Source organism: Bacillus sp. JJ1562, from assembly GCF_036962705.1.
Classification (GTDB): Bacteria; Bacillota; Bacilli; order Bacillales; family Bacillaceae_L; genus Ferdinandcohnia.
This window is the reverse complement of sequence record NZ_JBALOQ010000045.1, coordinates 71,250-84,720: the sequence shown is the minus strand read 5'-3', so window position 1 is coordinate 84,720 and position 13,471 is coordinate 71,250. Positions and strand designations below refer to the sequence as shown.

Annotated in this window: 13 protein-coding genes and 6 tRNA genes; 2 read left to right on the top strand and 17 right to left on the bottom strand. The window is 39.1% G+C overall.

What is annotated here, in order from left to right:
* Window positions 1-31: 31 nt before the first annotated feature.
* The 7 genes from V7097_RS21700 to V7097_RS21670 form a co-directional block, all read right to left on the bottom strand.
* Window positions 32-107: transfer RNA gene (locus tag V7097_RS21700), tRNA-Lys, on the bottom strand.
* Between the two features lie 166 nt (window positions 108-273).
* Window positions 274-348: transfer RNA gene (locus V7097_RS21695), tRNA-Gln, on the bottom strand.
* A gap of 159 nt (window positions 349-507) precedes the next feature.
* Window positions 508-583: transfer RNA gene (locus tag V7097_RS21690), tRNA-Val, on the bottom strand.
* A 57-nt stretch (window positions 584-640) separates the two neighbouring features.
* A tRNA-Glu gene (locus V7097_RS21685) sits at window positions 641-712 on the bottom strand.
* A gap of 9 nt (window positions 713-721) precedes the next feature.
* Window positions 722-812 (bottom strand) — tRNA-Ser (locus tag V7097_RS21680).
* Window positions 813-814: 2 nt separating this feature from the next.
* A tRNA-Asn gene (locus V7097_RS21675) sits at window positions 815-889 on the bottom strand.
* A gap of 128 nt (window positions 890-1,017) precedes the next feature.
* Window positions 1,018-1,479 carry a SprT family protein gene (locus V7097_RS21670; protein WP_335705718.1) on the bottom strand — a complete coding sequence of 154 codons (462 nt, stop codon included), beginning with the start codon at window positions 1,477-1,479 and terminating at the stop codon, window positions 1,018-1,020.
* A gap of 152 nt (window positions 1,480-1,631) precedes the next feature.
* Between V7097_RS21670 and cmpA the strand changes: the two genes are divergently transcribed.
* On the top strand, window positions 1,632-1,745 hold the full coding sequence (cmpA, locus tag V7097_RS21665) for a cortex morphogenetic protein CmpA (RefSeq protein ID WP_087947091.1): 114 nt from the start codon (window positions 1,632-1,634) through the stop codon (window positions 1,743-1,745).
* Window positions 1,746-1,763: 18 nt separating this feature from the next.
* On the opposite strand, the gene V7097_RS21660 is transcribed toward cmpA, so the two are convergent.
* The 6 genes from V7097_RS21660 to acpS all read right to left on the bottom strand — a co-directional run bounded on the left by V7097_RS21660 (window position 1,764) and on the right by acpS (window position 7,897).
* The gene (locus V7097_RS21660) at window positions 1,764-3,941 is read right to left on the bottom strand and encodes a Tex family protein (protein ID WP_438824266.1); all 2,178 of its coding nucleotides are present in this window, start codon (window positions 3,939-3,941) and stop codon (window positions 1,764-1,766) included.
* A 126-nt stretch (window positions 3,942-4,067) separates the two neighbouring features.
* On the bottom strand, window positions 4,068-4,418 hold the full coding sequence (ndoA, locus tag V7097_RS21655; RefSeq protein ID WP_010284636.1) for a type II toxin-antitoxin system endoribonuclease NdoA: 351 nt from the start codon (window positions 4,416-4,418) through the stop codon (window positions 4,068-4,070).
* A 4-nt stretch (window positions 4,419-4,422) separates the two neighbouring features.
* Window positions 4,423-4,704 carry a CopG family ribbon-helix-helix protein gene (locus V7097_RS21650; protein WP_335705717.1) on the bottom strand — a complete coding sequence of 94 codons (282 nt, stop codon included), beginning with the start codon at window positions 4,702-4,704 and terminating at the stop codon, window positions 4,423-4,425.
* 226 nt (window positions 4,705-4,930) lie between these two features.
* A complete protein-coding gene (alr, locus tag V7097_RS21645) occupies window positions 4,931-6,094 on the bottom strand; it encodes an alanine racemase (protein WP_335705716.1) in 1,164 nt (387 codons plus the stop codon).
* Window positions 6,095-6,272: 178 nt separating this feature from the next.
* A complete protein-coding gene (locus V7097_RS21640) occupies window positions 6,273-7,289 on the bottom strand; it encodes a LolA family protein (RefSeq protein ID WP_335705715.1) in 1,017 nt (338 codons plus the stop codon).
* Window positions 7,290-7,537: 248 nt separating this feature from the next.
* Window positions 7,538-7,897, bottom strand: a complete 360-nt coding sequence (gene acpS / locus V7097_RS21635) for a holo-ACP synthase (protein ID WP_335705714.1) — start codon at window positions 7,895-7,897, stop codon at window positions 7,538-7,540.
* Window positions 7,898-8,021: 124 nt separating this feature from the next.
* On the opposite strand from acpS, the gene V7097_RS21630 reads away from it, so the two are divergent.
* Window positions 8,022-8,741 (top strand): rhomboid family intramembrane serine protease, encoded by a 720-nt coding sequence (locus V7097_RS21630; protein ID WP_335705713.1) that lies wholly within the window; start codon window positions 8,022-8,024, stop codon window positions 8,739-8,741.
* A 39-nt stretch (window positions 8,742-8,780) separates the two neighbouring features.
* Here the strand turns inward: V7097_RS21630 and V7097_RS21625 are convergent, their stop codons facing one another.
* The 4 genes from V7097_RS21625 to V7097_RS21610 all read right to left on the bottom strand — a co-directional run bounded on the left by V7097_RS21625 (window position 8,781) and on the right by V7097_RS21610 (window position 13,430).
* Window positions 8,781-10,238 (bottom strand): PH domain-containing protein, encoded by a 1,458-nt coding sequence (locus V7097_RS21625; RefSeq protein WP_335705712.1) that lies wholly within the window; start codon window positions 10,236-10,238, stop codon window positions 8,781-8,783.
* Window positions 10,231-10,710, bottom strand: a complete 480-nt coding sequence (locus V7097_RS21620; RefSeq protein ID WP_335705711.1) for a PH domain-containing protein — start codon at window positions 10,708-10,710, stop codon at window positions 10,231-10,233. Before V7097_RS21620 ends, V7097_RS21625 begins: the two co-directional genes overlap by 8 nt.
* 119 nt (window positions 10,711-10,829) lie before the next feature.
* The gene (locus V7097_RS21615; RefSeq protein WP_438824269.1) at window positions 10,830-12,299 is read right to left on the bottom strand and encodes a DEAD/DEAH box helicase; all 1,470 of its coding nucleotides are present in this window, start codon (window positions 12,297-12,299) and stop codon (window positions 10,830-10,832) included.
* A gap of 423 nt (window positions 12,300-12,722) precedes the next feature.
* Entirely contained in the window at window positions 12,723-13,430 is a 708-nt protein-coding gene (locus V7097_RS21610) for an alpha/beta hydrolase (protein WP_335705709.1), read from the bottom strand.
* Between the last annotated feature and the right edge of the window lie 41 nt (window positions 13,431-13,471).

Sequence of the window (13,471 nt, the reverse complement as noted above, 5' to 3'; positions counted from 1 at the left end):
CAATTCCGCCACACCCGCAAAACTATTTAAATGGTGAGCCATGAAGGACTCGAACCTTCGACCCTCTGATTAAAAGTCAGATGCTCTACCAACTGAGCTAATGGCTCGTAATAAAAATTATGATTTGAAGTATTCTTCTGGGTATCTTTTAAAAATAGTAAGAGCATCTATTGTGCTCGTCATATCTTCGATACTCCTCGCATGCCAGCGCAGATGCCGACACAACGATGTTACGGCATGCTCTACCAACTGAGCTAATGGCTCGTAAGAAAATGGCTGGGCTAGCAGGATTCGAACCTACGAATGACGGAGTCAAAGTCCGTTGCCTTACCGCTTGGCTATAGCCCATTGAATAATCTTCACGAATCCTCTTCTTCGAATATGCTTCATGAAGCTTCTCCGCAAGAGGATATTTTGGGTTATTTCAGTAGGAAATAACACGGAATATCGTCGACATTCCAAATTATCCTTTGAAACCTTTTATAACAGTAAACCCAAAAAAATTCATGGTGGAGGATGACGGGATCGAACCGCCGACCCCCTGCTTGTAAGGCAGGTGCTCTCCCAGCTGAGCTAATCCTCCATATATAGAGATAGAAATGGGAGGTAGGAATTCACAATCCTACATCCCATGATTGTATGACCCGTACGGGATTCGAACCCGTGTTACCGCCGTGAAAGGGCGGTGTCTTAACCGCTTGACCAACGGGCCATTTTAAAATGGCGGAGAAGGAGGGATTTGAACCCTCGCGCCGCTTACGCGACCTACACCCTTAGCAGGGGCGCCTCTTCAGCCTCTTGAGTACTTCCCCATTGGCTCCGCAGGTAGGATTCGAACCTACGACCGATCGGTTAACAGCCGATAGCTCTACCACTGAGCTACTGCGGAATAATGTTGCGACAATATTAATTATAAAAACAGACCTTCCTGTTGTCAAGAGCATCTGTTATTATTCTGTTTTATGTCTGTCCATTTTCGCGGCGACTTTTATAATTTATCACAGGAACAAACCCGAGTCAATATTTTTTTATTTCTACTAATTTCCCTGAGCATTTTCCACAAACATATCGATTTGTATCGATCCTTCTTTTTCTTACATATCCTAACCCACAGCTTTTACAGGTATACAAATATTGTTTTGAAGTTTTTCTTCTTTTAACAGAATCTAATGGTTTACAAAATCGAGGAGCATCTACTGCTTTTAAGAGATTGCGAAAGTCACGATCGCGATGCTGGTATCCCTTTCCTTCAAGGTGCAAGTGATAATGACAAAGTTCGTGTTTAATAATACCTACCAACTCATCAATTCCACGCTCCTGATAATATTTTGGGTTTAGTTCGATATTGTGAGAATTCAGCAAATACCTTCCACCAGTCGTTTGCAATCGAGTATTGAAGGTTGCTTTATGAAGAAATGGTTTTCCAAAGAACTCGCGAGAAACTTCTTCCACGATTTTTTGCAGTTCAAACTGTTCCACTTTTTTCTTCCTTTCCATCCTTTTCGAACAGGACGTACTGTGTTTGCATACACTATTTATACTCAAACGTATAGTTTGGTAACTGTATCACTATAGTATCATTCTTTTTGTTTTACTGAGGAGAAAAGTTAATTGACGAGGAGGTTGAGGCTATGCCTACTTGGCTTCAGAACCAGATGAAACGTGCCTATTATGAGAAAAATCGATACCAAATTAAATTATTGAATCAATGCTGGTATTTTTATAGAAAAAAACACTGCTCGTAAAAGCAGTGTTTTTAGTTATTAGCTTTGTGGCGCTAGCATTGTTAATGCGACTCTTCCCTTTTTCACATCAACATCATCGATCCAGACGGTTACCACGTCACCAACTGAAACAACATCAAGTGGGTGTTTGACAAAGTTTTTACTTAGTTTTGAGATATGCACTAAGCCATCCTGCTTAACTCCGATATCTACAAAAGCTCCAAAGTCTACAACATTCCGGACAGTTCCCTCGAGTTCCATTCCTTTTACAAGGTCTTCAAGCTTAAGAATATCTTTTTTAAGTAATGGCTTTGCTAGTTCATCACGAGGGTCACGTTCTGGGCTGACTAATGCTTCTGTAATGTCGTGAATCGTGATTTCACCTATACCCATTTCAGCAGCAACTTCTTCTGCCACAATGGACGAAATTGCCTCTTTTAATTTTTCCGTTCCTAGGTCATTACTCGTAAGTCCGAATTTCGCGAGCAGTTTTTTAACCTCTTTATAGTTTTCTGGGTGAATCCCTGTACGGTCTAATGGCTCTTCTCCATCGACAATACGGAGGAATCCAATACATTGCTCATAAGTTTTCGCACCGAGACGTGGGATTTTTTTCAATTCTCCTCTATCCTTGAATTTCCCTTGTTCCTCACGTTTTTTGACGATATTATTAGCAACAGCTTTTGAGAGACCTGCTACATATTGTAGTAAGGATGGGGATGCTGTATTTACATTTACACCAACCTTGTTTACGACTGTTTCAACAACAAATGATAATTGTTCATTTAGCTTTTTCTGGGATACGTCATGCTGGTATTGCCCAACCCCTACTGATTTCGGATCAATTTTCACAAGTTCAGCTAATGGGTCCTGGAGTCTTCTTGCTATAGATACAGCACTTCTTTCTTCAACTTGTAAATCTGGAAACTCTTCACGAGCAATATCAGATGCAGAGTATACACTTGCTCCCGCTTCATTGACGATGATGTAGAAGATTTCCTGATTCACTTCTTTTAGTACATCTGTAACAAATTGCTCGGTTTCTCTTGAAGCTGTTCCATTCCCGATTGCAATCATTTCAACCTTGTATTCTTGTAAAACGGATTTAATTTTCTTAACAGCTTCATCCCTTTTATTTACTGGTGGATGCGGGTAAATTACACCAATATTAAGGACCTTTCCTGTTTCATCGACCACTGAAAGCTTACATCCAGTTCGATAGGCTGGGTCTACTCCTAGAACAATCTTACCTTTAAGCGGTGGCTGTAAAAGCAGATTCCGAAGGTTTTCTGAAAAAATATGAATCGCTCTATCTTCCGCTTTCTCTGTAAGTTCTTTTCGAATTTCCCTTTCAATCGAAGGCTGAATGAGACGTTTATAGCCATCCTCGATTGTTTCTATGATAAAAGGAGTTACCGGAGAGTTTTCCTTTTTTACAATTTTTCGGTTTAAGAAGGTTAAAATTCGGTCGAGAGGTGGTTCAATTGTTACTCGTAAAATCTCCTCTTTTTCCCCACGGTTCATTGCTAAGACCCGGTGTGGAACTACCTTTTGAATCGGCTCCTTATATTCATAGTACATTTCGTAGACATTTTTTTCGTCTTTTTCTTGGTCTTTTACGACAGTTTCGATGGTTCCTATCTTGAAGGTTTCATTACGGATCCACTGACGGAAAGCAGCGTCGTCTGAAATCCATTCAGCAATAATATCCTTTGCACCAACGATAGCATCTTCAGCGCTTAGAACTTCTTTATCCTCTGAAATGAACTGAGTTGCATATTGTTCAACATCCACATTCATTGGGAATGTATATAACCATTCTGCTAATGGCTCAAGTCCTTTTTCTTTCGCCACAGTCGCTTTTGTACGACGTTTTTGTTTGTATGGTCTGTATAAGTCCTCGACTTGCTGAAGCTTAGTCGACTTCATAATTTCCGCTTGAAGTTCATCTGTCAGCTTTCCTTGTTCGGAAATGAGACGAATGACCTCTCCTTTTCGTGATTCAAGGTTTTGCAAATAAGCCCATTTTTCTTGGACATCTTTAATTTGCACTTCGTCTAAAGAACCAGTTAGTTCTTTACGGTAACGCGCGATAAAAGGTACGGTATTGCCTTCATCTAAGAGGTTAATTACACTGTGCACTTGCTTTATTGTGATTCCAATTTCTTTAGCAATGGTTTTCACCAACATGTCATTTGTTTGCAATGTCTGTGTCAAAACTATTTCCTCCTACTTTCACTTCTAACCCATTCCTATTTTACCAAAATTGCCTTATCCAAGTAAAAAATAAAAGAAGCTACCTCGGGGTAACTTCTCATAGACGTATAACATATAAATAATGAATTAAAAATCGATGAGTCCTAAACTAATTTGTAAGGCATCATCCACTCTGTCCATCATCTCTTCATCGAGATGTGTAATCTTATCGGTTAGGCGCTGCTTATCGATTGTACGAATTTGTTCTAACAGGATAACTGAATCGCGCTCAAATCCATACCGCTCAGCATCAATTTCAACATGTGTTGGAAGCTTTGCTTTTTGAATTTGGGCAGTTATAGCTGCGACAATGACTGTGGGACTAAACCGATTCCCGATATCGTTTTGGATGACAAGAACAGGACGAACGCCTCCTTGCTCTGAGCCAACAACTGGGGAGAGGTCTGCAAAATAAACGTCGCCACGTTTTACAATCAATTGATTACCCCCCGCTAACTAAGCGTTCTACGGTGTGGTCAGCCTCAGATTCAGCCAAAAAAGCCTCCGATGCAATAGTAAGGTTAATTTTCGCCATTTCCATGTAACCGCGTCTCATTGATTCAGTGATCTGACGTTTCTTTCTCTCACGTAGAAACATTTTTGTAGCTTGATAAATCAGTTCATTACGGTTACCGTTTTCTTGTTTCACTAGGCCATCCAACTCACTAATTAAGTTTTGTGGTAATCGTACTAGAATTTCTGTTGTTGCGCTGGATTCAGACACAAACATACACCTCCACCAACTTGCCACCAATATTCTACTCCAAGCTTAATAATACCATTATTATGACTGGATGCAAAGCTTAATCCATTAGATCTTATATTATTATCGACATTTAGTATTGGTTTCTATGCACATTTTTTACATCGTTACCAAAATCTACATTGCGTATGTGCATAAAAAAAAAGAACGTACCTCGATTTGTACAACCAATGCACTAATTTTTCTACTAGTAATGTCTTAATAACGGATTTCTCACTTCAATTATTCTCTTATTTCTTAAAAAAATACGCGGAACACGAAAACTTATTGAACAAGTGACCTCATAGTTGATTGTTTCAAGGGCCTTTGCTACAGAGTCTACACTAATGAATTTATCGTTTTGCTTGCCAATCAAAGTCACTTTTGTTCCGACTGGAAGTTTCTTTGGAAGACGAACCATAAATTGGTCCATACAAACGCGGCCAATGATTTGACAAAGTTCACCGTCAACTAAGACATGAGTATTCTGTAGCTTTCGGATCCATCCATCCGCGTAGCCTACCGGAACTGTTCCAACCCATGTATCTTCATCAGCAGTGAAGGTAGCGCCATAGCTTACTTTCTCACCTTTTGCAATTTGTTTTACATGGACAAGTTTACTGTGGAAAGAAAGAGCTTGCCCGAGTTCGTATGGAAGTTGGTCTTTTATTTCTAGTGATGGTGTCAAACCATACATTCCTATGCCTAGTCTTACTGCGTTAAATACTTTCTCTGGGAAACGGTAGCCAGTTGCACTATTTCCACAATGGATCATTCTCGGTTTGTTCGGAATCCACTCAAGCATTTGCAGGAAGTTCTGATACTGCTGGTCAAAATAGGAAGTTTCTATTTCGTCTGCTGTTGCAAAATGAGTAAAAACTCCTTCAAGTTGAACCTGAGAATTTTGCTCAATTGTCTTTAGGATTGTTTGCAATTCGTCTTTTTCTTTCACTCCAAGACGGCCCATCCCTGTATCAAGTTTTAAGTGCAAATTAAGTGGAGTACTGCCTTGATATTTTTCTATTACTTGATCTAGGCATTCTTGACTATAGATAGTGAGTGATATATTGTGTTGTGCGGCAATCATAACGTCAGTTGGGCGTGATGCTCCGAGAACAAGAACTGGTGCATCAATTCCTCGATGTCGTAAGGAAATGCCTTCGTCGATAAAAGCTACCGCAAGAAAGGTTGCACCCGCTTCAAGTGCTGTTTTTGCAACCTCAACATCTCCGTGGCCATATGCATTTGCCTTAACGACCGCCATTACATCCACTTGTTCTGGTAAAAAGCTTTTCATGTTTTTTACGTTTTCAAAAATGCAATCTAAATCAACTTCAACCCACGTATCGCGATAAAAATGGGTAGAATCCATGAGTAAACACCTTCTTAGATTAATTGCTACTATTAGTTCGATTATTCAGCCTTGTCGTGTCCATGTCAATGGTAGTTTTTTGTTATACTTTTTGTTATACCCATCTTAACATATGACGGAAAAGATAAAATATGTTGAAAAAAACAGGCCCGATCATTCGGACCTGTGTTCAAAAAATTTATTTAACTGATTTACCTTGTACTGTACGTGCAACGGAGATTAACTCCTCTTGAGTTAATTCATCAGATGCAATCATGAATTCTGCACCGTTGTAAGTCCAGGAAACAGCTTTATCTGTAAGGGTACCAACTGTGAATCCAAGGTCAATTGGTTCACCACTTAATGAAATCGTTGTAGCAACTTCAGCAACCCGTGCTCTTTCTTGGATCAATGTGAAGGTTTTCTCTCCACCGAATGTCATAATCACACGTGTACCATTTTCAGTCTCGATTTTCTTTTCTTCTTTTAGTTCAACACCAGCAAGAGCATCCTCTGAAGGATATAAAACTTCTAGAGGCTGCTTATCAACCTCACCCATAACTGGGATCTCATCTAAAGTGGCAGAAGACATATTCTTGTCTACATCAAATGCTGATTTATCAAAGCTGGCATCAAATTCTACCTTTGCGAATTCTACAAGCAACAATACTTTACGATCTGGATCCATTACCTTTACGGATACAGGAGCTAAGTCCTTTTTATTGAAGGTAATTTCTTGCTTTGGTAGCATATTATTATTTTTGTAGTTTGTTTTTGTCTCAAAAATGTATTGATCCTTTGTAGCAGTAAATTTCGCTTCTGGATCTTCCTTCACATCATGCACCAAGGACTCAAATAAATAAGCTTGGCTGCTGTTTTCCGGCCAATCACTTTGGAAGCGGAAGCTCTTATTAAGAGCTGGTGTTAAAACAAACACGCCCTCTTCATTGCGTAAAATCATCTGGCTTTGATCTTTTTCTGCATTTTTTAGATTTACGCGATAGAAAGTTGGATCCTTGTGCCAAATTTCCACTTCGTACACTTGTGGATCATTGCCAGTTTGTAGCGTCATCTTTGCATCTGCTTTATAGCCAGTCATTTTTTGCACCTTTGCATCTAGTGCACTAACCACATCTTCCTGTGATTTTTCCCCACATGCCGCGAGTACAAGGGCAATGAGTAGCCCTAATAACAACAAAAATACTTTCTTCTTCATTCCTTCTTCAACCCCTTTGCCTCTTATCGACTATTGGTTGAGACAAAGTGTATTACTAGATGAACAGTAAGGAATCGTTTCCGTGCTAATTAGGACCCCCATAATGTCTTTGCGAGTTTTAAAACCCATTTCCAGTTTACGTACTGCTACGTGTAAACTAAGTAAAATCACACCGTCCACCATACTCGTACACCTTGTCTCACCTACCGCACTAAAAATATATGAGGCAAAGTTGTGTAATATGCAGACTAGCTTGACAAGCTTTCTAAAATTACTTGTGCGACAGCGTACTCTTTACTGTGAGTGATGGATAAATGAGCCTTATTGTTCAAGGGTTTGGTGAGAACTGGCTTGCCGTTCTCATCTGATAAAACCTCTATATCTAAAAAGCTTAAATTCTCGCCAATCCCTGTCCCAACTGCCTTTGAGTATGCTTCCTTTACTGCAAATCGTCCAGCAAGAAATTCAATTTGACGAGACTCAGATAACCGAAAAAATTTTTCTTTCTCAACATTTGTTAAAATACGATCAACAAACTTTTTTTGTCTATGTAAAACTTTTTTAATACGTTCAAGCTCAACAATATCGATACCTGTTCCAATTATCATTTCAAAAAATCCTTTCTTCTATATATAAACTTTTAATCATAAGATGGTACAAACTTTTAAAAGGAGGTTTTTCATCCTTTAAAGAATATAGTACGATATAAGAACTACAAAAAGGAGAATTATAATGTTTATACGGACTGAAAGCTTTCGTCAATTTTTACGATTATATCCTATTATATCAATTATAATCGCGATTCATCTCTTTCTTTGGCTACTGAACTTTTTGTCCCTTCCATTCGGGACGACACTTTTGCAGCAAATGATTGGGTTTAACTTTTTGATTTCTGAGGGAGAATATTGGAGGCTTGTGACGCCAATTTTTGTACATAGTGGGTTTGGACATATGCTGTTCAATTCATTCTCACTTGTCTTGTTTGGACCTGCTTTAGAAAGCATGTTGGGTAAAGTCAGATTTACGATTGCCTATCTTTTCACGGGAGTTGCTGCAAATCTTGCAACCTTCTATATTGAGCCGCTGGATTTTGCCCATGTCGGTTCATCTGGTGCCATTTTCGGTATGTTTGGGATTTACTTATATATGGTTTTGTTACGCAAAGACTTAATTAATCAAATGAATTCACAGCTAATCATCACCATTTTAGTGATTGGTCTAGTCATGACCTTTATCAATTCAAATGTAAATATTGTAGCGCATATATTTGGTTTCCTTGCTGGCGCTATCATTGCACCACTCGTTTTACCGAAAACATCCGGGAAGTCGCAGATCATCATGGCAGGTGATTCCTCATATCGACCACGAATGAGGATTCCTAGACAGTTTTCAATAAAGCATATCTTATGGCTCATTATTATTATTTTAGTGATTCTCGGGATTTTCCTTTAATAACCAACCAAGGAGCTAAAGTGACTTTAGCTCCTCTTCTTATTCTACCGTAATATCTTCAGTCACTTTCTTGTTGCGTTTTCTGTACCATTCCCAAATGGTCCAGCAATCTGAAATCTGTAAATCCTTTACTTCAAACCCCTTGCCTGTTACTGCCGATTTAATAAAGCTTCGAACCGAACCAAGGTCTTTTTTCCTTTGAAAGATCGATTGTTTTTTGTCCATAGATTGAATTCGCCTTTTATGGTGAAGAACGGTTATTTTACTAAAAAAGCGAAACTGCAATGTTAACTGGTCATCTTCAATCCTCCAGCCCGCAACTTTATAGCGACTATAGCCAAAGATTGCCCCTATTGGTAAAAGAAGAAGACCTAGGTAGCCCCATGAACTGAAGGCATAGGATAGCATAACGATTGCCGGGATGAATATAACAAATGGCAGCATCCCCCTGAACATATATCTCCACTTAGCCTTTGATGGTACGTAGTTTTCAACATCACACATCTTGTACTCCGGGACAAAATGATGCAATAAATCATTGATGGCTGATTTTTTTATCAACGGAAAAAGTACAGTTGAAAAGTCTTCCCCTTTATCCATCGAGCCACCCGCACTTTCAATATATACCGTTGCATATCCCAATGGCTGTCTGATTAAATTCTCGCCAATGCGAATTGCTTGAATTCGCGTTAACGGAATCGTTGTCTGCTTTTTTTCAATCAAGCCCCTCGTAATAAATAACTCATCATCACGTTTTACAACTGTAAAATTGGCGTAGCGTAATGTCATGATTAAAATGCCAACAAACCAGGCGATAAATAAGAACAATGCGATTAATACAATGATATAGATCAATATCGATAGACTGACATATTTTTCAATCGTATTATATAATTTTTCAAATGGTAAGTATTCTGCAAATTGGCTCAGGAAAGCTAGGACACCAGAGATGACAATTCCGATTCCACCTGACGTGGAAGCTAGAACAAGTAACTCCTTTTGTGTAATTTGATATGAAAACCTTGTATGCTGTGTTTCGGTTTCTTCTTCCTGATGAGTTTTCGAACGAGATAATATCTCACGTAATTGATCGGCCTCTTCTTCTTTGATAGCGGTTAGAACCGCTTCAGCCTGCATACCGCCACCAGCTGTTTCCACCTGCAGCTTAACCAATCCAAAAATCCGTTGAATGATGCCTGCCGAAACATCTATTGTTTGAATTCGCTCAATTGGGATAAAGCGTTTTTTACGGATAAACACACCATATTCAATTCGTAATTCCCCATTTTCAACTCTATAAGAGTACCGATACCAATGTAAGATTCCAAATACTAACATCAAAAAAACAAGAACAGCAGCACCCATAAAATAATACTTTCCTAAATCATCCCCTGGACCTACAAAAAAGATAAAAATAAACGGGATAATAATATCCTTTAACTGTTTCAGAAAGCTTAGAAAGCCAGCAACCGGATGCATACGACGTGGTTCAGACATCATCTTCATCCACCCTCGCTAATCTTGAGATTGAATCACGCAATTGATCTGCTTCCTCCAAATCAAGTGCAGGTATTTCATGGACGGTTGCCGCCGTTGAAATAGTAACGGTTGCTAAATGATGTTTGCGAAGCAACGGACCTTGCTGTGTATCAACGTGTTGGACGCGGTTCATCGGGATTACTGTTCTTTTTACAATTAACACACCACGCTGAAGATCAATTTCATGTTCGTGTACTTCATATCTCCAACGTTTCCATTTAAGTTTTGGTAAGATAAAAATGGTTAAAACTGATTCGAGAATTAATAGGATAATTACAATTGCAAGAATCCAATAGGGCCAATCAAAAATAATCGTAAGAACTAAAACGGTAATCGCAATAGACCAGCCAATCAAAGATGTGATAATTGCAGATGTTTTCCATACTGTTAAGGCACGTTTACTTATCCGATTTTTTGGGATATCTCTCATAAACCAACCAACCTTTCCCCATTGGAATAAATTTCTTTTCAACTTTTTTAGTATAAATGATTTTGTCGAATATGAACATGAAAAAACAGCGCACATACCTTGTGCACTGTTTTTTGAGATTAATCTTCACTTTTACGGAAGTTGCCACGACGATTCCCGCCACTTGAAGAATTACGATTTCCGCCTGATCCTTGACGTCCACCTGATCTTTCACGTCCGCCATTTCCACGTCCACGATCACGGTTTCCACCTTTATATCGCCCACGGTCACGTCCACCGCGGTTATTATCTTTATTGTCTCTCTTTATACGAACTGGTGCTTCTTCAGTGAGTTTAATTGGTGTTGCGTCTGGCTCTTTTGTCATTAACTTTATTGCAGCTGCAACAACAGAAACTGAATCATGCTCCTCTAAAAGCTCTTCAGCGATACGAGTATAGTATGATAAATTATTGGATTCAATCATGGACACGATTTTTTCCATCGTCATTTTTTGCTGACCTTCTAAAGCCTCATCTAGAGTTGGTGGCTTCATTTTGTCCATTTTACGTTTTGTCGTATTTTCTACGTTTTTGAGTTGGCCAATTTCACGAGGTGTAACGAAAGTCATCGCCATACCTGTTTTTCCTGCACGACCAGTACGCCCTATACGGTGTACATAGCTTTCTGGATCTTGCGGAATATCAAAATTGTAGACATGTGTAACACCGGAAATATCGAGACCACGTGCTGCAACATCGGTTGCAACTAATACTTCGATAGATCCTTCTTTAAATTTACGTAAGACAGATATACGCTTTGCCTGACTAAGATCACCATGTATTCCTTCTGCAGCATAACCTCTTAAAGTCAACGCTTCAGAAAGCTCATCAACACGACGCTTTGTACGGCCAAAAATAATCGCCAATTCTGGTGATTGAATATCTAATAAACGAGTTAACACGTCGAACTTTTTCTTTTCTTGTACTTCTAAGTAGTACTGTTGAATATTCGGTACAGTCATTTCTTTTGTTTTTACCTTTACAACTTTAGGGTCTTTCATGAAACGCTCAGCAATGCGTTGAATTGGACCTGGCATCGTTGCAGAGAAAAGCAATGTTTGGCGTTCTTCAGGAACTCCTTTTAAAATCGCCTCAATATCCTCAATAAAGCCCATGTTCAACATTTCATCTGCTTCATCAAGTACCACTGTTTTCACATTTTGAAGCTTAAGAGTTTTGCGATTAATGTGGTCAATTACACGGCCTGGCGTACCAACAATGATATGTGGGTGTTTTTTTAGTGAACGGATTTGGCGAGTGATGTCCTGTCCACCATAGATTGGTAAAATACGGGCGCGGTTAAAGCGACCGATTTTATGAAGTTCTTCCGATACTTGAATCGCAAGCTCACGAGTTGGTGCAATGACAATTCCTTGGATGTTGTCGTTATTTACATCGACATTTTCAATAAGCGGAATTCCAAATGCTGCTGTTTTTCCTGTTCCTGTTTGGGCTTGACCAATTACATCATGCCCTTCGAGTGCTAATGGAATCGTTTGTGATTGAATGGGAGTTGCTTCTTCAAACCCCATTTGATTAATCGATTTCATTAAATCTTCGCTAATCCCTAATTCGTTAAATGCTGCCAATTTTTTCATACTCCTTTTGCTAATCTATTTGTACAATGACAAAATTGACTTTTAGACGGGAAATCTGTATAGACACTGGGCTTTCGCCTCGAAAATTTAAGCTGGATACAAATGATTGCATCATGATCGCAAAACCTACACATGATGATGTATGCGCGGTAGGAAGGCATCTGCCTAGTATTTATAGTAGACCAGAATCAAATTCTGCTTAAAAAAAGGACATTTTCCGTGAATGTAACGGAAGTAATGCCCTCAGGGTTCACGTCCAAAAAGTTAATAAAAGGGCGCCACCAATGGTTTATACGAGCTATACCCTTTTTAACACTGTAGTTGTAATCTTACCACTACCCCATTAGAAATGCAATAAAGTGAAATTTCCAATGATTAGTATATACTTTCTTTTGATGTTTCATGAAAGAAGGTATCTACTTCTTTAAATAGTGTATCCTGGTCTTCCCCATAACAAACATGATGCTTTGCACATGGCAAAAAAAGGAGTTTTTTTTCAGTAGAGGAGATGACTTGATGTATGTAATGCGCACTTTTTACCGGCACAATCCCGTCGCATTCTCCTTGCACAATTAAAGTTGGGACATTAATTCGGTGAAGCTCAGGCCGAATTTTTCGTACCAACTTTCGAAATTCAATTGTTGCAGATAGAGGCGTGTCCACCATTTTCTTTTTATAGCGTAAAAAAAGTTCATTTTTATAAAGTGTTTTATTCATTCCATCCTGAAACATGATTTTGATGTCTGCTACTAGTTGCTTTGGATTGACATAGTAGGCAGCAGCACTTAGTAAAACGAGCTTTTGGATTGGATAACGTGTTGCTAAATAGCCAGCAATGAGCCCACCCATTGAAAAACCGACGACAAAAACCTTCTCACACGTATGAAGAAGATCAATCAGTTCTCTTTCAGCATGTTTGATCCATTCTGTATAATGTGTTCCTTTTAAGTCTAGGGTCTCGCCATGACCGGGTAAGGTTGGCGTTCGGACGACCCAATCGGTTGAATGGCGAACATGCTCTGCAAGTGGCTCAACTTCATATGGAGCGCCTGTAAAACCATGTATGAACAAACAGCCAATCATGAAAATTAACCACCTTTCTATCAAATACGCTTTGGTGTATT